Below are 19,780 nucleotides of genomic sequence, written 5' to 3'. Positions count from 1 at the left end.
ATATATTTTTATGATTGACAATATAGATATTTAAGCCAACCATATTCGTATTAACAAAAATACTTCAAGTGGGAGGAGGCATGCAAATATTAGAATAGATATTGTATCAGTTTTTCAAAATAACTTTTCTTGAGCTGTATTGGGTTTTCTTTGCTACAAAGCAATATTATTCTTATTCACCCGAATGCTCGTGATTGATAATTTGAATACATCTCCATTAACATCGTAACTCCATTAACATCGCAACCTATTTTTGAACTCCGTGTCTATAAGGAAAAAGTTTGTGCAGAAAAATACTCCATCAATCAGTTGTAGCCCCTTTCCCGCTTCACGCAAAATTTATCAACAGAGCCTTCTCTTTTCTGATGTGCGCGTACCATTGCGTGAAATTTCACTGACTGATGGCAGTGGTGAAAAACCTTTAAACGTCTACGATACTTCTGGCCCCTACACAGATAAAGATATGATCATTGATATTACAAAAGGTTTGCCGGCAATTAGCTTGCCTTGGCTCTCTAAGCGGGATGATACTGAAACTTATCCTGCACGATTAGTTAAACCTGAAGATAATGGATTGACTTCTGATAAAAACCTTACACCAGCCTTTAAACAAAAACGTCCTATTTTACGAGCAAAAAATGGCAAAGCAATTACACAAATGGCTTATGCGCGCGCAGGCATTATTACCGAAGAAATGGAATATGTGGCTATACGAGAAAATGAAGGATTAGCAGTAAAAGAACGGCAGAATGTACCATCAAATGAAACATTTTCTGGATCAATACCAGAAATTTATACTGCCGAATTTGTTCGCAATGAAATTGCTTGTGGACGCGCCATTATTCCACAAAACATTAATCATCCAGAGTGCGAACCCATGATTATTGGGCGTAATTTCCGTGTTAAAATTAATGCCAATATTGGCAATTCAGCAGTAACGTCATCTATGGAAGAAGAAGTTGATAAAATGGTTTGGGCCATTCGCTGGGGAGCAGATACAGTTATGGATCTCTCAACAGGTCGAAATATTCATAATATTCGTGAATGGATTATCCGAAATTCTCCTGTGCCCATCGGAACAGTTCCTCTTTATCAAGCACTCGAAAAAGTACAGGGTATTGCCGAAAACTTAACATGGGATATTTTCCGTGATACCCTTATTGAGCAAGCAGAGCAAGGGGTTGATTATTTTACCATTCACGCAGGATTAAGATTACCATTTATTCCTATGACCATTGATCGTGTAACAGGTATTGTTTCACGAGGCGGTTCTATTATGGCAAAATGGTGTCTCCATCATCACAAAGAAAGCTTTCTCTATGAACATTTTGATGAAATTTGTGATATTGCAAAAACATATGATATCTCTCTTTCATTAGGAGATGGGTTACGCCCTGGCTCTATTGCCGATGCCAATGATGAGGCCCAATTTGCAGAGCTTAAAACCTTGGGAGAATTGACAAAAATTGCTTGGAAAAAGGATGTACAGGTTATGATTGAAGGACCAGGACATGTCCCAATGCACAAAATTAAAGAAAATATGGAGCAACAATTAGATCTTTGTCATGAGGCGCCTTTTTATACTTTGGGACCTCTTACAACGGATATTGCTCCTGGTTATGACCATATTACATCAGCAATTGGTGCCGCTATGATTGGATGGTTTGGAACTGCTATGTTGTGTTATGTAACACCTAAAGAACACCTAGGACTCCCCGATAGGAATGACGTAAAAACTGGTGTGATCACTTATAAAATTGCTGCTCATGCCGCTGACCTTGCTAAAGGTTTACCTAGAGCACAATTGCGCGATAATGCTCTTTCGCGTGCACGATTTGATTTTAGATGGCATGATCAATTTAACCTTTCTCTTGATCCAGAAACAGCCTGTGCCTTTCACGATGAGACAATGCCTAAAGAAGCCCATAAATTAGTGCATTTTTGTTCCATGTGTGGACCAAAATTCTGTTCTATGCGTATTTCCCATGATATTCGTGAGGCAGCTGCAATAAGAAAAACAAAAGGGGAAGGTATGATCGCCATGGCCGAAAAATATCAGAAAAATGGTGACCTTTATATGGAAATTGTTCCTCCTCAAAAAAAGAAAGTAAATAGTTGAAGAACATTCTTATCAAAGGTGCAGGTGTAGGCGGCTTAACAGTTGCCTTTATGTTACAGCAAAAAGGTGCTTCTGTTACTGTATCGGCCCCCCCTCATTCACCTATAGGAAGTGCTAGTTGGTATGCAGGAGGAATGCTTGCACCTTACTGTGAAAGGGAAAGTGCAGAACAAATTGTTGAAGATCTTGGTGTACAAGCTATACAATGGTGGCGTAAAACGCTCCCAAACCTTGTCATACAAAAAGGCACTTTAGTGGTTGCACCTACACGAGATAGAGGAGAGCTTGAACGATTTTCTGTGCGTACGCATAATCACAAAACCGTAGATAATACAGAAATAGCTCATCTTGAACCAGATCTTGCGGAACGTTTTAACTGTGCACTCTTTTATGAAAATGAAGCCCATATTGATCCTCGCAAAGCACTTATGGCTTTAAAAGAAAAACTTCTCAACAATGGAGCCTGTTTTGTTGATGTAGAAATAGCTGAAAAAAATTTTGATATTGTTATTGATGCGACAGGAATAGCACGTTTAGGAAAAGATAAAAATATACGGGGCGTACGCGGCGAAATGCTTCTCGTGCGCTGCACCGATATTAAAATTTCGCGTCCAATTCGTCTTCTTCACCCACGGTTTCCTCTCTACATTGTACCTCGACAAGATAATATTTTTATGATTGGTGCAACGATGATTGAAAGTGACTTTGATGGTGCAATCTCTGTAAGATCAATGATGGAACTGCTCAACGCGGCTTATACTTTACATCCTGCTTTTGCTGAAGCAGAAATTATTGAATCTGGCGTTGGTGTTCGTCCATGTTATCCTAATAACTTCCCTTCTGTGCATAAAGATGGTAACTTTATTTCTATTAATGGATTTTATAGACATGGTTTTCTGTTGTCTCCAGAAATGGCAAAACGAGCAATGGAATTGGCATTGGAATAAAACATGCAAATATTTGTTAATGGTGAAACAGTCCAAACAGAAGTTATGACTCTCGGTCTCTTGCTTGAAGAATTGGGGTATGAAGGAAATTGGCTTGCAACTGCTGTTAACGCTGAAGTTGTTCCCATAGATGCACGAAGCCAATTTGTCTTGCATGAAGGAGATAAAATTGAAATTTTAAGCCCAATGCAAGGAGGCTAAAATTATGCTGAATCTTTATGGACGACAATTCTCTTCCCGTCTTCTATTAGGTACAGCGCAATATCCTTCACCAGCAATCCTTCGTGATGCTATTCATAAATCGAATACGGAAATTGTAACTGTTTCCTTGCGCCGTGAAACTGCAGGTGGAAAACAAGGTGGACAATTTTGGAAATTTCTTCAAGAACTTGGGGTAACAGTGCTTCCTAATACTGCTGGTTGTTATACTGTTAAAGAGGCCGTAACCACAGCCCAATTAGCAAGAGATCTTTTTAAAACGGCTTGGATTAAACTCGAAATTATCGGTAATTCAGATACCTTACAGCCAAATATTTTTTCCTTAATTGAAGCTGCTCAAATTTTAAACAATGAAGGTTTCAAAATTTTTGCCTATACAACGGATGATCTCATTGTTGCTGAAAAACTTTTTGACATTGGTTGCCGTGTTATTATGCCTTGGTGTGCTCCTATTGGTTCTGCCAAAGGACCTCATAATACTGATGGATTGCGTTCTATCCGTGCTTACCTTCCTGATGCTACTCTTATTATTGATGCCGGCATTGGACGCCCATCACATGCCGCCATTGCGATGGAACTCGGTTATGATGCAGTACTGCTTAATACCGCAGTTGCTAAAGCAGGTGATCCTGTCTTAATGGCTGAAGCATTTTCTAAAGCTGTTCAAGCAGGACGTATGGGATATAAAGCTGGCATGATCGAAGCACGCAATGTAGCAGTCCCTTCAACACCAATCATTGGAAAAGCGGTATTTTCATGAAACTGGATCCATTTTACCTCATCGTTGATAACGCTGATTGGATTGAACGTTTGCTTCCTCTTGGTATCAAGCTCGTACAATTGCGTATGAAACATGAAAATCAACAAATAATCCGTCAACATATTAAGCGTGCAAAAAACATATGCAATAAATTGGGAGCACAATTAATTATTAATGATCATTGGGAAATAGCAATTGATGAAAAGTGTAATTTTATTCATCTGGGACAAGAAGACCTGAGCAATGCTGATCTTCACGCAATTCGTAAAAGTGGTATAAAAGTTGGTCTTAGTACACATGATGAACATGAATTGGATATCGCACTCTCTGCTAATCCTGAGTATATTGCACTTGGTCCTATTTATCCGACAATCTTAAAAAAAATGAAATGGATGCCGCAAGGACTAGAAAAAATCAAACAATGGAGAAAGCGGATTGGTGTTTTACCTTTGGTGGGTATTGGTGGTTTAACACCAGAACGCGCAGTTGGTGTTTTAAAAGCAGGAGCAAATAGTGCTGCTGTTGTGACTGATATTATCCTCCATAAAAAACCAGAAGAGCGTGTACAGCAGTGGATAAAAGTGACACAAACATGGCGTTGATACCTTCCATTCTTATTGTTGCGGGCACTGATCCAACAGGAGGTGCTGGTATTGTTCGTGATATAGAAACCTCTGCACATTTTCAAATAAAAGCAAATTTAGCAATTACTTGTGTTAACGTGCAAGATGATCATCGCGTTGTCGAAATCATTCCAATGCGTGGAGACCTCGTCGCTGCGCAAATGCGTGCTGCCCTAGAAGCAAATCCAATAAGCGCAATAAAAATCGGTATGACGGGGACAAAAGCAATTATAGCAGCAATCTGTAACGTACTCAAAGACTATCCCCATGTTCCAGTTATTTTGGACCCTGTACTTGTCGCTTCATCAGGAGGAAAACTAATAACGGAAACAATCATCGACACGATGATCGATAAACTGCTTCCTCATGTTGATCTTTTAACACCGAATAGAGAAGAACTCGCTCTTCTTAGCCACAGTCCATTGGCATCTCATGATAAGCAAGCAATACAACAAGCAAAAAAACTTTTGTCATTGGGAGCTCGCTCTATTTTAGTAAAAGGGGGACATGCAGAAGGTCCTCTTGCAATTGATAGATTCATTGACAAAACTGAAGTCATAAATATCTCTACTCGACGTTTAAAAGGAACAATGCGAGGAACAGGTTGCATTCTCTCAAGCGCTATTGCAGCGCATTTAGCATTAAATGAACCTCTCATTTCAGCGGTAAAAAAAGCAAAAGAATATATCCACACATTGCTTTTAACCCATTGTAAAAATAGTTTATAACGTCTTAGTATTTTTTTTCATATAAAATTAATATTTATATATTCATTAATATATTTATTTTTTTAATAAAAATTATTTAAAAAATATAATAATAAAAAAATTTATACTTTATTTTATAAATAAAATACTACAAAAGTAACTTTAATTAAGTATTAAATATATAATACAATGATAACAAATATTATAACACCACTTGCATTCAGTAAAAAAATCTTTTATTATGAATGAGTTTAGTCTGTTTAAAAAGTTGAAATAGCGCAATTTAAACAAATTGTACATTTAAAGATGTATATAATCGCGAACACTCGCATTTTACGATTTGCCTTTTTTGTGAAAAGAGAGAATCCTATCAGCGTTCTTATACATTAATGGCTAGCGAATACATTTAATAAAACTTGAAGGATAATTTTGTTTGATCTATAATCGCTAGATCATTAGAAAAAGTAAAATGTTAAATCAAACGCCGTGCTCAATTTCCTATGAAGAACTCTTAAACTTTTATAAAGAAAGTGGTGCGGATGCCGTTCTGACGGATTTCCCTATTGATCGTTTTAAGCAGTCTGCTTGTTCAGAGAGAAAATTAATATCTGTCGTGAACATTTCTCATAATCAACAAGCATCTCCCAAAACATCTCCAACCGTAAAATTAGATCATCATCAGCTGCATAACTCTAGGACTATACAAAATGAATCCACAGCTATAGAGAGTGCAAAAAGTGCCAAGACACTTGATGAATTAAAATCTGCTCTCCTTGCATTTAATGGCTGTTCATTAAAATTGACAGCAAAAAATACCTGTTTTTCAGATGGAACAGCAGGAAGCCCCCTGATGCTTATAGGCGAAGCACCAGGACGAGACGAGGATATACAAGGAATTCCTTTTGTGGGAAAAGCCGGGATGTTGCTTAATAAAATCCTCGCATCAATTGGCTTAACAAGAAATAATGTTTACATTGCCAACACTATTCCTTGGCGTCCACCAGGAAATCGTACACCAACACCAAGAGAAGTTGCCTTGTGCCGCCCTTTTATTGAACGGCACATTTATTTAGCGCGTCCTCGTGTTCTTATAGCACTGGGAGGTGTTGCTGCACAGTTTCTTACTGGATCTCAAAATGGGATTATCCGAACAAGAGGGAAATGGCATATCTATGAAAGCGAGGATAATATAAAAATACCTGTTATGCCAACTTTCCACCCTGCTTACCTTCTTAGAACCCCTAGTCAAAAGAAGCTTACATGGATAGACTTCTTAGAAGTAAAAAATCGCCTCGACAACCTTTTGTAATTCTTTAATCCTATCTTGCTTCTAAAATTAACACACCCTTCTTTAACTCTTAAAATACAAATGGGAAAAAACTATGAAACAGCCAATAACATCTATTTATCGTTTGGAAGACTACCAACCAACCCCTTACGTTATCCCTAAAACACAACTTTCTTTCCAATTAGCACCGACAAAAACCTATGTTACAGCCATATTGTCTATTGAATCCCGTCACGATACAAAAGAATTAACACCTCTTGTTCTTTCTGGTGATGATCTTACTTTAATTTCCGTTTCTATTAATGATGAGATATTAGCCCCAAACACTTATAAAGTGACGCCTTCACGTTTAGAAATTACAACGCCACCAACGGTTCCTTTTACATTGAAATTGGTTACGGAACTGAATCCTGAAAGCAACCGCCAACTTATGGGGCTTTATCTTTCAAATGGTGTTTATTGCTCACAATGCGAATCGGAAGGTTTTCGTCGTATTACTTATTTTTACGACCGCCCAGATGTTCTTTCTACCTATAGAGTGAAAATTGAAGCAGATACCCAAACAATCCCAATCTTGCTTTCAAATGGTAATCTGGTGGAAACAGGAACTTTAGAAAATAATCGCCATTTTGCCATTTGGGAAGATCCTTATCCCAAACCATCTTATCTCTTTGCTTTAGTAGGTGGAGATCTTGATAAGTTAGAAGACCATTTTACAACTGTATCTGGACGACGTATCGAGCTTGGTATCTATGTAGAAAAAGGAAAAACCGAACGCGCAACCTATGCAATGGATGCTCTTAAACGTTCCATGCGTTGGGATGAACAATGTTTTGGGCGCGAATATGATCTTGATGTTTTCAATATTGTTGCTGTTTCCGACTTTAATATGGGAGCAATGGAAAACAAAGGCCTTAACGTTTTTAATGATAAATATGTTCTTGTCGATCCTGAAACAGCAACCGATCAGGATTATAGAAATGTTGAACGTGTCATTGCACATGAATATTTCCATAATTGGAGCGGTAATCGTATTACCTGTCGCGATTGGTTTCAACTCTGTTTAAAAGAAGGATTCACTGTTTATCGTGATCAGGAATTTTCATCAGATCAAAATGTACGCAGCCTACAGCGAATTGAAAATGTAAAAGCATTAAAAGCGACGCAATTTGCAGAAGATGCAGGACCTCTTGCGCATCCTGTGCGTCCTCGTCAATATAGCCAAATTAATAATTTTTACACAACAACTGTTTATGAAAAAGGTGCTGAAGTTGTTCGCATGATACGGACTATTTTAGGTCCTACTCTTTTTCGTAAAGGCACTGATCTTTATTTTCAACGTTATGATGGACAAGCTTGTACAATTGAAGATTTTATTACCTGTTTTGCTGAAGTGTCTGGTCAAGACTTCTCCCAATTCATGCTATGGTATGAACAGGCAGGAACACCCAATGTAGAAATCGATAGTCATTATAGCGATGGTGTTTTAACAATTCATGCAAAGCAACATATTCCCGCAACCCCACAACAAAATACAAAAAAGCCTATGCTTATCCCTATCGTATTTGGCTTGTTAGGACCTAACGGAGAAAACCTCACCTATGAAGCAGATACAAATATTCAATCAGATGTTATGCTTTTATCCAAGGAAAGCCAAACCTTTACATTAAAGGAACTGCGTGAAAAACCCGTTTTATCACTGCTGCGAGACTTTTCAGCACCAATCATTCTACACACTCCATTCAATGAAAGAGAACTTATTTTTCTTGCACAACATGATGACAATCACATCAATCGCTGGCAATCTCTTAATCATTTAATGACGCAAGCTTTGATTCAAAGCATTCAAGATAAAACACAAGAAAAAGCAACACTCTCTTCTGCTTTGCTAAAGCTGATTGAAACGATCATAACAGATGAAACCTTAGAGCCTGAATTTCGTGCCTTCTGTTTAAATTTACCTAGTGAAGTTGAGCTTGCTCATACAATCGGTAAAAATATTGACCCAGATCGTATTCATTATATCCGCAATCAGTTTTTAGTTTCACTTGCACAAACTCATCAAGAGCTCTTAACAAAATTCTATGGACAAATGCAAACCCAAGAGCCCTATTCACCAAACACTGCACAAGCTGGAAAACGAGCATTAAAGAATATCATACTGGATTACCTTTCCATTGCTGAAACCAATCCAAATCGAGCTGCTATACAATATGCAACAGCTGATAATATGACTGACCGTATGGCTAGTATCGCTGTTCTCGTGAAGCGTTTTAATGAAAGTGAGCAGGCACAAAATGCCTTAAATGATTTTGAAAACCGCTATCGGCATGACCCTTTGGTCATGGATAAATGGTTTTCTATTCAAGCAATGGTTGCTGGCACATCAACACTCGAGAATGTTCAAAAGCTCATGCAACATCCGCTTTTTTCACAAGATAATCCTAATCGTGTACGTTCCCTAATCGGTGTTTTTGCCTCTAACAATCTCACGGGCTTTAATAGGATGGATGGAGCGTCTTATCATTTTCTTTGCCAAGTCATTTTGGAAATTGACAAAAAAAATCCACAGCTTGCTTCACGATTATTAACAATGATGCGCTCTTGGCGACAATTAGAACCTATTCGACAACAAAAACTTGAAACTGAATTAAAAATGATTGCTGCTGCGCCAAAATTATCAAGCGATGTTGCTGATATCATCAACCGTCTGCTTACTTGAAACAAAAAATTATTTTAAATCAATATGCTATAATATTTTTTTAAATAAATTCTATAAACTATTCGATCATCATTAAATCTATAAACAGGCAATCTAAGCCTGTTTATAGATCACGTTTAAAGTACTTTTTTCTTTTCATATTCCAAAATTATAAAAGTAAAATTATTTTTTTAAAAAAAAGACTGGACAGAAGACTCCTGTTTTGATTCATTGCACTCGATGGGGTTACTATGAATATCGAAGCAGTTTTTAAATCACATTATTCCAGAATTAAAGGAACGCGAGATGGCTAAATTGGACGCATATAATGCGCCAAGGGAGGTGTATGCTGATTCAAAATCAAGCGCTCAAAGTCGCAAGGAGCGGACAGAGCGTACCAATCTGTTTTCTGGTCCTGCCTATCAAAAACTTCTTTTTATTGAACCTTGGCTGCGACGTTCACTCCCATTTGTAATTCTTGCATTTCTTGTTACGCTAGCAGCGATCCGTTTCCTATCAATCTATGATTGGCGCAACACAATTGATAAAAACACGCATTCTACCATCACTCTCTTAGCTTCTCATATTACCAATACGATTGACCGTGACTTACTTGCCGCCACTCGACAAGGAAAAGCTGCTGCTCTTTCTCATAATCATTTACAAAATATCCTAACCAATTTTCGTAACAAAGGTTTTATAAAAACCAGCGCTGTTATTGCTATTGTCGATCAAAAAGGCAATGTCCTAGCTTCATCAAGTTCCGAGATTGTCTTAGGAAAACCCTTACAGGATTTTACCTCTGAAAGCATTACTTTACAAGCTCTAGGAAAACATGCTGGAATCATGAAAATTACAATAGGAAAAGATATTCCTGCTCTTGCTTCCTTTCAGCAAACAGAAAATGGACAATATGGGGTATTCATCAGTGAAAAAATGCAACATATTTACATGGAATGGCGGAAAGCTCTCTCGTTAAATATAACCATATTCATTGGAACTAGTGGCGTTATCCTCGCTCTTCTTTATGCTTATTATAACCAAATTGTACGAGCACGCAAAACAGATCTTGTTTCAGAAAAAATTCAAAACCGTATTGATATGGCAATGATGCGTGGACGCTGTGGACTATGGGATTGGAATATGGCAAGTGGACGCGTCTACTGGTCACGAGCAATGTACGAAATGCTCGGCTATGTCCCTCAAGATGCATTGCTCTCAATTTCCCAAATTAGCGCCATTATCAATCCAAATGATGCGAATTTTTTTGATCTTGCTCAGGAATTAATGAGCGGTAAAAAAAAGCATATCGATATTAACGTTCCTATGCGTCATGCTGATGGTCATTATGTATGGATGCGCATTCGTGCCGAAGTGACTGAAGAAGAAGAACCCCATTTGGTTGGTATTTCCTTCGATATTAGTGAACAGCAACAATTGGCTGAACAAACAGCGCAAGCCGACCTTCGTATCCGTGATGCGATTGAAAACATTTCAGAATCTTTCGTCTTGTGGGATGCTGAAGGACGTTTAGTCATGTCCAACAGCAAATTTTGCGAATATGCCGCTATTCCTAAACAAATTCTCCAATCAGGTATCCAACGTGCAACCGTCGAAGCCATGGCACGCCCTGCACTCAGTGAATATCCCCTTAAAGATGATGGTACTGGTAACTTAACCAGTATTCGCCAAACGGCAGATGGTTGTTGGCTCAAAATTAACGAACGACGAACCCAAGATGGAGGATTGGTTTGTATTGGTACTGACATTTCTGAGCTTAAACAACAACAGGAAAAATTTGAAGACAGTGAAAGGCGTCTTTTTTCTTTCATTCAAGAACTCAAGCGCGCGCGAGGGAGTGCTCAACAACGCGCAACAGAAGTTGAAAAACTTAATAAAAGTTTGAAAGCAGAAAAAGAACGCGCCGAAAGTGCTAATAAGGCTAAATCAGAATTTTTAGCCAATATGTCTCATGAATTGCGCACGCCTCTGAATGCTATTCTTGGTTTTTCAGACATCATGTTGCAATCAACTTTTGGCCCTCTTGGCTCACAACGCTATAAGGAATATATGCATGATATTTACAATTCAGGAACCCATCTTCTAACCCTTATCAATGACATTCTTGATATGTCAAAAATCGAAGCAGGAAGATTTACGCTTGATTGTAAAAATACCGATCTTGAGCCCATCATTAGTGAAGCAGTACGAACACTAACGCCCCAAGCTCAAGAAAAAAATATTGTTGTTACAACAAACATTACCCCAGAACTTCATGCTGAAGTTGATGGTCGTGCAATGAAACAGATTTTCCTTAATCTCATCTCTAATGCCGTTAAATTTACGCCTTCTGGCGGAAATATTGATGTCTGCGCTTTCAAGAAAAAAAATAACCTTATTTTTAAAATTACAGATACAGGTGTTGGTATTCCCCAATCAGCAATTAAAAAACTTGGGCAACCTTTTGAACAAGTTGAAAATCAGCTTACTAAGTCTCATACAGGCTCAGGTCTTGGATTAGCCATTTCACGCTCCTTGCTAGAACTCCACAAAGGAAAACTTGAAATTACTTCAAAAGAAATGAAAGGAACAACTGTAACGATTATAATGCCCATCACACAAAGTTAAAATTCTCCATTTTGTTCTCGTTGTAGTAAAATCTGTTTCCGTTTTTCCCCCCAACGATACCCTGAAATAAAACCATTTTTACGCACAACACGATGACAAGGAATGATAACAGCCAATTCGTTACGTGCACAGGCATTAGCAACGGCACGAAAAGCTTTCGGCATACCAATACGGCACGCTAAGATCTCATAGGAAATTGTTTCACCACATGGTATATCACATAATACTGCCCATACTTGTCGTTGAAAAACTGTACCATTTATATCTAAGGGAAAATTATATTTTTTTACCAGCTTAGGTGTTTCTATCATGGCTATAATATGGGCAACTTCTCTCTTAAATGTATTGTCACCTACAACTTGTTGTACATCACCAAAGCGTATCGTAAACTCCTGTAATAATTGCTCTATAGTGTCTCCTAACGCTATATGACAAATCCCTTTTTGAGACCTAGCCACCAAAAGCTTTCCTATTGATACATCTTTCAGACAGAATACTCTCGTTTGGGAAATATTCAGCATTTTAACCTTCTTTATATTTTAAATAAGTCTTGAACATCATCAATAAAGTAAAAGGAGAGTATTCACTCTCTTTAAAAAACAAATAAAATCATTCTGAAATGATCTCCTTAGCCATTGTATTAAAATACACTCTCATCCTTTTATGAAACGGACACATCTATAGATTGACGTTCCCTACCCTAAAACAGAAACTTCGACCAGAGCTGATTTATCAACAATCTTGCTTTTTATATAACAGATTCCAACTGATCCCATTTGATATGGTTTATTTCATAAGCTCTCTACAGACAAATCTTGTCCTGAATTTTATCATATACTAACAAAAAATACCTTAATGTGGTCAATTTTCATACCTTATATTACAGCTCTAAACGGCAGTATTTTACGGAACAACACGATAAGCTTCCCACTTCATTTTACGAAATCCCATTGAACCATAAATAATGTCTTATGTTTTACAAGCAATAGAAAAAGCGCGTGCTCTCTTAGGCAAAAAATGTCATAAAACACAAAATATACCGGCAATGGATTGGAAAGATGTTCCGGCTTTTTATGCTCCACATATGCTTGAATATTCTAATTTGTTAGAGCACTGTTATTATTTTTTTATCAAAGGTCATACTTTTGATAGACTGACGAGATGACTCAACTCAAAAAAGAAATTTATCTTCAATTTTATGAAAAAAAGCATGGAAAAGGTATTTTAATGCTTACTTTCTTTGTCACTTAACTTATAAAATGATTGTAGCCTCAGAACTGAAATATTTTGCCCGCAACAATCGCACATAGATATTTGTCATAGGAAAAAGTCATGCCCAAACGCACAGATATAAAATCTATTCTTATCATCGGAGCAGGACCTATTATCATTGGTCAGGCATGTGAATTTGATTATTCAGGCACTCAAGCCTGTAAAGCATTAAAAGAAGAAGGTTACCGAATTATTTTGGTAAATTCTAATCCTGCCACGATTATGACAGATCCAGATCTAGCTGATGCAACTTATATAGAGCCCATTACTCCTGAAATAGTTGCCAAAATTATTGCCCACGAGCGTCCCGATGCCCTTTTACCCACTATGGGAGGACAAACAGCCCTCAATACTGCTTTATCATTAAAGCGTATGGGTATTTTAGACCGCTATCATGTTGAAATGATAGGAGCCAATGCTGATGCTATTGATAAAGCTGAAGATCGTGCTTTATTCCGCCAAGCGATGGCAAAAATCGGTTTGGAAACGCCACGCTCTATGTTAGCCAATGCAACAGAACTGAAAGAAGAAAATCGCCAACAACACGCAAAAACGTGTGCTGAACTTAAAGCAAAGCTTTCTGGTGCTGCGCTTGACAAAGCACTCGAAGAACTTGAGCGCAACTGGCGACATACCGAAGCTGATCGCAAACAACATTATATCGCTCATGCAACAGCAAAAGCAGTTCAAGCTCTTGATGTTGTTGGGCTTCCAGCTATTATTCGTCCTTCATTCACCCTTGGTGGAACTGGTGGTGGAATCGCTTATAACCGCTCTGAATTCTATGAAATTATTGAACGTGGGCTTGAAGCTTCACCAACAACAGAAGTATTAATTGAAGAAAGTGTTTTAGGGTGGAAAGAATATGAGATGGAAGTTGTTCGTGATAAGAACGACAATTGTATCATCGTTTGTTCTATTGAAAACATTGATCCGATGGGGATTCATACCGGTGATTCGATCACTGTAGCACCTGCTCTCACCTTAACCGATAAAGAATATCAATGTATGCGCAATGCCTCGATTGCTGTTTTGCGAGAAATTGGTGTTGAAACGGGGGGATCCAATGTACAGTTTGCTGTCAATCCTGAAAATGGTCGCCTCATTGTTATTGAAATGAATCCGCGTGTTTCTCGCTCTTCAGCGCTTGCCTCAAAAGCAACGGGGTTTCCCATTGCCAAAGTAGCGGCTAAACTGGCTGTTGGTTATACACTTGATGAATTAAAAAATGATATCACGGGTGGTGCAACACCAGCATCATTTGAACCTTCTATTGACTATATTGTGACAAAAATTCCTCGTTTTGCGTTCGAAAAGTTTCCCGGTTCATCACCTGTCCTCACAACTGCGATGAAATCTGTAGGAGAAGTCATGGCAATTGGACGCACTTTTCAAGAATCGTTACAAAAAGCACTCCGTGGACTTGAAACAGGGCTTACGGGTCTTGATGAAATTGTGATTCCAGAGCATGCTGAAGGTGATGAAAAAAGTTCTATACGCTCCGCCATTGCCATACCAAGCCCTGATCGTCTACGCTATATTGCTCAAGCCATGCGCACAGGCTTACCCTTAAATGAGATTCACCAAATTAGCAAAATTGATCCGTGGTTTTTAAAACAAATAGCCTCCATCATTGAAATGGAGCAGCGTATCCGCATTCATGGATTACCCCAAGACGCAGATAACTTACGTATGTTAAAAGCTATGGGCTTTTCAGATGCGCGATTAGCCTCCCTTACAGGGAAAGAACCCGATTATATCGCAGCTTTACGCAAATCACTGAATGTTAAACACGTCTTCAAACGGATTGATACTTGTGCCGCTGAATTTTCTTCTCCTACAGCCTATATGTATTCAACATATGAAGTTCCTTTTGCAGGTGTAGAGCACTCGGAAGCACACGTTTCTGAACGCAAAAAAATTGCTATTTTAGGCGGTGGACCAAACCGCATTGGGCAAGGTATTGAATTTGATTACTGTTGCTGCCACGCTGCTTTTGCACTGCGTGATGCAGGATTTGAAGCGATTATGATTAACTGTAATCCTGAAACAGTTTCAACCGACTATGATACCTCTGATCGCCTTTACTTTGAATCTTTAACAACAGAAGACGTTATCGCTATTTTAGAAGCAGAACAGGAAAAAGGAGATTTGGTTGGAGTCATCGTCCAATTTGGCGGACAAACACCCTTGAAATTGGCAAGCGCTCTAGAAAAACACAACATCCCCATTCTAGGTACTTCACCTGACGCTATCGACTTAGCAGAAGATAGAGATCGCTTTCAAAAACTGTTATTTAAACTTAATTTAACACAACCTCAAAATGGTATTGCCCACTCCATTGAACAAGCACGCCTCATTGCCCACGAACTAGGCTTCCCCTTGGTTGTACGTCCCTCTTATGTTTTAGGAGGACGTGCTATGCAAATTATCCGTGATGAACGTAGCTTACAAAATTATTTACTTGAGAGTGTCCCTGAATTAATTTCAGAAGATATCAAAGTCCGTTATCCTAACGACACAACAGGACAAATCAATATATTGCTTGGTAAAAATCCGCTTCTCTTTGATACCTATTTAACAGAAGCAATTGAAGTAGATGTTGATTGTCTATGTGATGGCAAAGAAACACTAATCGTTGGTATTATGGAACACATTGAAGAAGCTGGTATCCACTCTGGTGATTCAGCATGTTCTCTACCAGTCCATACGCTCTCAAATAAAATAGTTACTGAATTAGAGCGCCAAACCAAAGCATTAGCACAAGCACTTCATGTTCGCGGCTTAATGAATGTACAATATGCTATAAAAGATGACACCATTTATGTCTTAGAAGTCAATCCCCGTGCTTCACGTACTGTCCCATTTGTTGCAAAAACGATTGGTCGCCCTATTGCTAAAATGGCTGCACGTATTATGGCAGGAGAAACGCTTCATGATGCTCTTCAAGCTTATGGTGGATTACCTTCTTTGCAAAAAAAACAACATATTGCCGTCAAGGAAGCAGTATTTCCTTTTGCTCGTTTTTCAGGTGTTGATACACTTCTTGGTCCAGAAATGCGCTCAACCGGTGAAGTTATGGGACTTGACTATGAATTTTCGCTTGCTTTTGCTAAAGCCCAACTTGGAGCTGGTGTAAAACTCCCTAAAGAAGGAACTTTGTTCGTTTCTGTAAGGGATGAAGATAAAAAACGCATCTTAAATCCTGTAAAACGTTTAACTGAGCTTGGCTTTTCTGTTGTCGCCACAAGTGGAACACAAAAATTTCTCACCGAACACCACGTTGAAGCAAAAAAAATTAACAAAGTTCTAGAGGGACACCCCCATATTGAAGACGCTATTCGTAATCGCCAAATTCAATTGATTTTTAATACAACTAGCACTGCCAGTGCCATCTCAGACTCAAAATCATTACGTTATGCAGCACTCATGCAAAATGTTCCCTATTATACAACAATAGCTGGAGCCGAAGCCGTCGTAGAAGCGATCAAAGCACTCAAAAAAAGGCACCTTGAGGTACGTTCACTACAAAGTTATTTTAGTTGAATTTTTTTCTACTTAGCAAAATATACACTGTTTTCTTATTTTTTCTTTATATAAAAATTGATTAAGACTTGCTTTTTGTTCTAAAAACTTTTATAGAGGTTTCATCGAATTTTCGGTTACGTGACTTTCTTTCCTGTGCAATCTGCACTTTCGACGAAACTTCTCCCACCTAATTTCGATCTACAACCGTATTGAAGAAATGAAAGCTTCAATGCTCAATATAATTATATATTCTAAGGAGTTTCCTATGTCTACAGGAACAGTTAAGTGGTTTAATACAACAAAAGGTTTCGGATTCATTCAGCCTAGCGATGGTAGTGCAGATGTATTTGTACACATTTCTGCCGTCGAGCGTTCAGGTCTAAACAGTCTTAATGAAGGGCAAAAAATCTCTTATGATGTTCTTCAAGATCGTCGTTCAGGAAAATTTGCCGCTGGTAACCTTGCAGCACTTTAAAGTTTAAATTCTGCAATATTTTATTTAGAAATCTTCGTCTGTAAAGACGAAGATTTTTTTATTTTGTATAAAGCATTATTTTACCTTGTTAAAATAAAAGACTGCTTATCTCCTTTGCACAATTTATCAAACCTCTCTTATACTTCCTCAAAAACTTTCATAAAATCTACGAAGAGATTATCTTGTAAAATATCTCAAAAAAGAAGAATATAAAGCCCGTGTAAGAGTATTTTGGAAGTTTTTTATTGCATACAATATAATCTCTTATAGAATATCCTTAAAGCAATAACCATTTGTTGATATAATATAAGGATTTAAAATTATGGCTTTTATTGCCGACAAACTGTCTCGTATCAAACCTTCTGCAACAATTGCTGCTTCTCAAAAGGCCCGCCATTTAAAAGCATTAGGGCGCAATGTTATTGCTTTAAGTGCTGGAGAGCCAGACTTTGATACCCCAGACAACATCAAAAACGCGGCTATTGAAGCTATTCGAAGGGGAGAAACAAAATACCCTCCCATATCAGGAATTCCAGAATTGCGCCAAGCAATTTCTGCAAAGTTTAAAAGAGAAAATAACCTTCTTTACCAACCAGAACAAATTATTGTTGGTACCGGTGGAAAACAAATTCTCTTTAATGCATTCATGGCAACTTTGAATAAAGGAGATGAGGTCATCATTCCATCCCCTTATTGGGTTAGTTATCCAGAAATGGTCGCACTCAACGATGGTACGCCTGTCTTTTTAGAAACAAAAGCCGAATTTTCTTATAAACTCCAACCACAAGAGCTAGAAGCTGCCATTACCCCCAAAACCAAATGGTTCATCTTTAACTCTCCTTCAAATCCATCAGGTGCCGCTTATACACATAATGAATTGAAAAAACTTACAGATGTTTTAGTAAAATATCCTCATGTTTATATCCTTTCCGATGATATATATGAACATCTCACATATGAGGGTTTTACCTTTGTGACTCCAGCTCAAGTAGAACCAGCGCTTTATGAGCGTACACTCACAATGAATGGTGTTTCTAAAGCCTATGCGATGACGGGATGGAGAATCGGTTATGCAGGCGGACCACAAGAATTAATTAAAGCCATGGATACCATTCAAGGACAGCAAACATCTGGAACAAGTGTCATTTCACAATGGGCTGCGGTTGAAGCACTCAACGGGCCACAAGACTTTATTGCTAAAAATAAAAGTATTTTTCAAGCACGCCGTGATCTCGTTGTCTCCATGCTAAATCAAGCTCCTGGCATTCACTGTCCAACGCCTGAGGGTGCTTTTTATGTTTATCCTTCTTGCACCGGACTTATTGGAAAGAAAACACCCAATGGTCAACGTATTACGAATGATGAAGACTTTGCCATAGCGCTTCTAGAAACAGAAGCTGTTGCTGTCGTCCAAGGATCTGCTTTTGGACTTGGATCAACTTTTCGTATTTCTTATGCAACATCAGAAGAATTACTTGAAAAAGCTTGTATACGTATACAGCGTTTTTGCAACAGTTTAATTTAAAATTTTTAATATCATCTCTTGTGATTGTTTTTTGCCGAATGTTAGTATATCCGAGAAAATATCTGAAACTGTGTCATGGTCTAAATCTATCGATTCAGCAAAAATATCTATGAATAAACACAAAAATAGATGCTGTAGATAAAGATCAAAAAAATTTAGCTATCAAATAAATGAATCGGTCTATTATCATAAGAGATGACAAGCCTATTCTACTTTCTCCATTCAATTTATAACTCTAAAAAAGACCGAGCACTTTTAAACACAATTGCCCTTATAATCAAAGGCCCTTACAATAAAATCTCTTCTATTTCTCAGCTTCTTCTTCGTCCTAAAACGAAGAAGAAGCCACCTCCCATCGTTGTGTAAGCAATCCAGTTTCCTTTAAGTTCTATTTAATAACTACTTGATTTACTTCATAGGCTTTATGAACAAGACCTGCCTTAAATATTCACCTCACATTCTAATAAAAAGCACTTCATGTATAAGGTTTTAAATATTTTATATCACACCCCTAAAAGACAGACTTTTACAGTACAATAGAATATCCCCTCTCAAACTCCTCATTGAATTTTAGTATTCTTAAAAAAATTGTTGGATATCCACCAGTTTCGAAATTTTTTCTTTATCATCTTCCCATATATTGCAATTTCTAGGGACTCTTTCAAAAATTAAAAAAAAAGCCGGACATATGTCCGGCAAATTTGGAAAATCCTCAGAGATAAAATCAATCTGATAGATCTTCGTAAGGGAACACTCAAGAAAACGAAACTGGGAGGCAACATAATCAAGAGATAGTATTCTATGTCATTTTATAAGGAAAAGCACAACAAAGACTTAAGCGTATCTGCTATGCAATAAACACATAGCTTTAAATTTGTCTCCATCATGTACCACTCTCTTTAATTAAATAGTAAAAATGTTAACTACACCATCACACGATTGTCCATTTTTCAATATATAATAACCCTCACGGTTGCTAGCATTCATA

Annotated in this window: 13 protein-coding genes and 1 pseudogene; 13 read left to right on the top strand and 1 reads right to left on the bottom strand. The window is 37.8% G+C overall.

The features are described from left to right. The first annotated feature begins 283 nt into the window (after positions 1-283). The 9 genes from thiC (at position 284) to ACFINH_RS00855 (ending at position 11,992) form a co-directional block, all read left to right on the top strand. Positions 284-2,119 carry a phosphomethylpyrimidine synthase ThiC gene (thiC, locus tag ACFINH_RS00895; RefSeq protein WP_375631687.1) on the top strand — a complete coding sequence of 612 codons (1,836 nt, stop codon included), beginning with the start codon at positions 284-286 and terminating at the stop codon, positions 2,117-2,119. Continuing rightward, positions 2,116-3,066, top strand: a complete 951-nt coding sequence (thiO, locus tag ACFINH_RS00890; protein WP_375631685.1) for a glycine oxidase ThiO — start codon at positions 2,116-2,118, stop codon at positions 3,064-3,066. The genes thiC and thiO overlap by 4 nt, the downstream gene beginning before the upstream one ends. Positions 3,067-3,069: 3 nt before the next feature. Continuing rightward, positions 3,070-3,267 carry a sulfur carrier protein ThiS gene (thiS, locus tag ACFINH_RS00885; RefSeq protein ID WP_273791115.1) on the top strand — a complete coding sequence of 66 codons (198 nt, stop codon included), beginning with the start codon at positions 3,070-3,072 and terminating at the stop codon, positions 3,265-3,267. Between the two features lie 4 nt (positions 3,268-3,271). Beyond that, positions 3,272-4,045: a thiazole synthase gene (locus ACFINH_RS00880; RefSeq protein ID WP_375631683.1), complete on the top strand. Its 774-nt coding sequence runs from the start codon at positions 3,272-3,274 to the stop codon at positions 4,043-4,045. Continuing rightward, a complete protein-coding gene (locus tag ACFINH_RS00875; RefSeq protein ID WP_375631681.1) occupies positions 4,042-4,647 on the top strand; it encodes a thiamine phosphate synthase in 606 nt (201 codons plus the stop codon). The genes ACFINH_RS00880 and ACFINH_RS00875 overlap by 4 nt, the downstream gene beginning before the upstream one ends. After that, the gene (locus ACFINH_RS00870; RefSeq protein WP_375631679.1) at positions 4,638-5,396 is read left to right on the top strand and encodes a hydroxymethylpyrimidine/phosphomethylpyrimidine kinase; all 759 of its coding nucleotides are present in this window, start codon (positions 4,638-4,640) and stop codon (positions 5,394-5,396) included. The genes ACFINH_RS00875 and ACFINH_RS00870 overlap by 10 nt, the downstream gene beginning before the upstream one ends. Before the next feature lie 448 nt (positions 5,397-5,844). Continuing rightward, positions 5,845-6,684, top strand: a complete 840-nt coding sequence (locus tag ACFINH_RS00865; protein WP_375631677.1) for a uracil-DNA glycosylase family protein — start codon at positions 5,845-5,847, stop codon at positions 6,682-6,684. A 73-nt stretch (positions 6,685-6,757) separates the two neighbouring features. Continuing rightward, positions 6,758-9,385, top strand: a complete 2,628-nt coding sequence (gene pepN / locus ACFINH_RS00860; protein ID WP_375631675.1) for an aminopeptidase N — start codon at positions 6,758-6,760, stop codon at positions 9,383-9,385. A 285-nt stretch (positions 9,386-9,670) separates the two neighbouring features. Continuing rightward, entirely contained in the window at positions 9,671-11,992 is a 2,322-nt protein-coding gene (locus ACFINH_RS00855) for an ATP-binding protein (RefSeq protein WP_375631672.1), read from the top strand. Here ACFINH_RS00855 and ACFINH_RS00850 read toward each other — a convergent pair. After that, positions 11,989-12,513, bottom strand: coding sequence for a methylated-DNA--[protein]-cysteine S-methyltransferase (locus ACFINH_RS00850; RefSeq protein ID WP_375631670.1), 525 nt, complete (start codon positions 12,511-12,513; stop codon positions 11,989-11,991). The genes ACFINH_RS00855 and ACFINH_RS00850 overlap by 4 nt on opposite strands. Before the next feature lie 455 nt (positions 12,514-12,968). On the opposite strand from ACFINH_RS00850, the pseudogene ACFINH_RS00845 reads away from it, so the two are divergent. The 4 genes and pseudogenes from ACFINH_RS00845 to ACFINH_RS00830 form a co-directional block, all read left to right on the top strand. Beyond that, positions 12,969-13,067 (top strand): annotated as a pseudogene (locus tag ACFINH_RS00845) (integrase); the annotation flags it as partial. A 257-nt stretch (positions 13,068-13,324) separates the two neighbouring features. Continuing rightward, entirely contained in the window at positions 13,325-16,810 is a 3,486-nt protein-coding gene (gene carB, locus ACFINH_RS00840) for a carbamoyl-phosphate synthase large subunit (RefSeq protein WP_375631668.1), read from the top strand. 247 nt (positions 16,811-17,057) lie between these two features. After that, entirely contained in the window at positions 17,058-17,267 is a 210-nt protein-coding gene (locus tag ACFINH_RS00835; protein ID WP_012754908.1) for a cold-shock protein, read from the top strand. Between the two features lie 322 nt (positions 17,268-17,589). Beyond that, a complete protein-coding gene (locus ACFINH_RS00830) occupies positions 17,590-18,792 on the top strand; it encodes a pyridoxal phosphate-dependent aminotransferase (RefSeq protein WP_375612967.1) in 1,203 nt (400 codons plus the stop codon). The last annotated feature ends 988 nt before the right edge of the window (positions 18,793-19,780 follow it).

It is taken from the genome of Bartonella sp. AA74HLJMH, assembly GCF_042197045.1.
GTDB lineage: Bacteria > Pseudomonadota > Alphaproteobacteria > Rhizobiales > Rhizobiaceae > Bartonella.
Note: the sequence above shows the minus strand (reverse complement) of the source record. Positions and strands in the feature narration are given on the sequence as shown.

What these genes read in the sequence shown, in the direction of transcription:
- ACFINH_RS00855 (WP_375631672.1), top strand. Translation starts at nt 9,671, where the DNA reads ATGGCTAAATTGGACGCATATAATGCGCCAAGGGAGGTGTATGCTGAT.
- ACFINH_RS00830 (WP_375612967.1), top strand. Translation starts at nt 17,590, where the DNA reads ATGGCTTTTATTGCCGACAAACTGTCTCGTATCAAACCTTCTGCAACA.
- ACFINH_RS00875 (WP_375631681.1), top strand. Translation starts at nt 4,042, where the DNA reads ATGAAACTGGATCCATTTTACCTCATCGTTGATAACGCTGATTGGATT.
- ACFINH_RS00865 (WP_375631677.1), top strand. Translation starts at nt 5,845, where the DNA reads ATGTTAAATCAAACGCCGTGCTCAATTTCCTATGAAGAACTCTTAAAC.
- thiS (WP_273791115.1), top strand. Translation starts at nt 3,070, where the DNA reads ATGCAAATATTTGTTAATGGTGAAACAGTCCAAACAGAAGTTATGACT.
- ACFINH_RS00850 (WP_375631670.1), bottom strand. Translation starts at nt 12,513, where the DNA reads ATGCTGAATATTTCCCAAACGAGAGTATTCTGTCTGAAAGATGTATCA.
- ACFINH_RS00835 (WP_012754908.1), top strand. Translation starts at nt 17,058, where the DNA reads ATGTCTACAGGAACAGTTAAGTGGTTTAATACAACAAAAGGTTTCGGA.
- ACFINH_RS00880 (WP_375631683.1), top strand. Translation starts at nt 3,272, where the DNA reads ATGCTGAATCTTTATGGACGACAATTCTCTTCCCGTCTTCTATTAGGT.
- carB (WP_375631668.1), top strand. Translation starts at nt 13,325, where the DNA reads ATGCCCAAACGCACAGATATAAAATCTATTCTTATCATCGGAGCAGGA.
- pepN (WP_375631675.1), top strand. Translation starts at nt 6,758, where the DNA reads ATGAAACAGCCAATAACATCTATTTATCGTTTGGAAGACTACCAACCA.
- ACFINH_RS00870 (WP_375631679.1), top strand. Translation starts at nt 4,638, where the DNA reads ATGGCGTTGATACCTTCCATTCTTATTGTTGCGGGCACTGATCCAACA.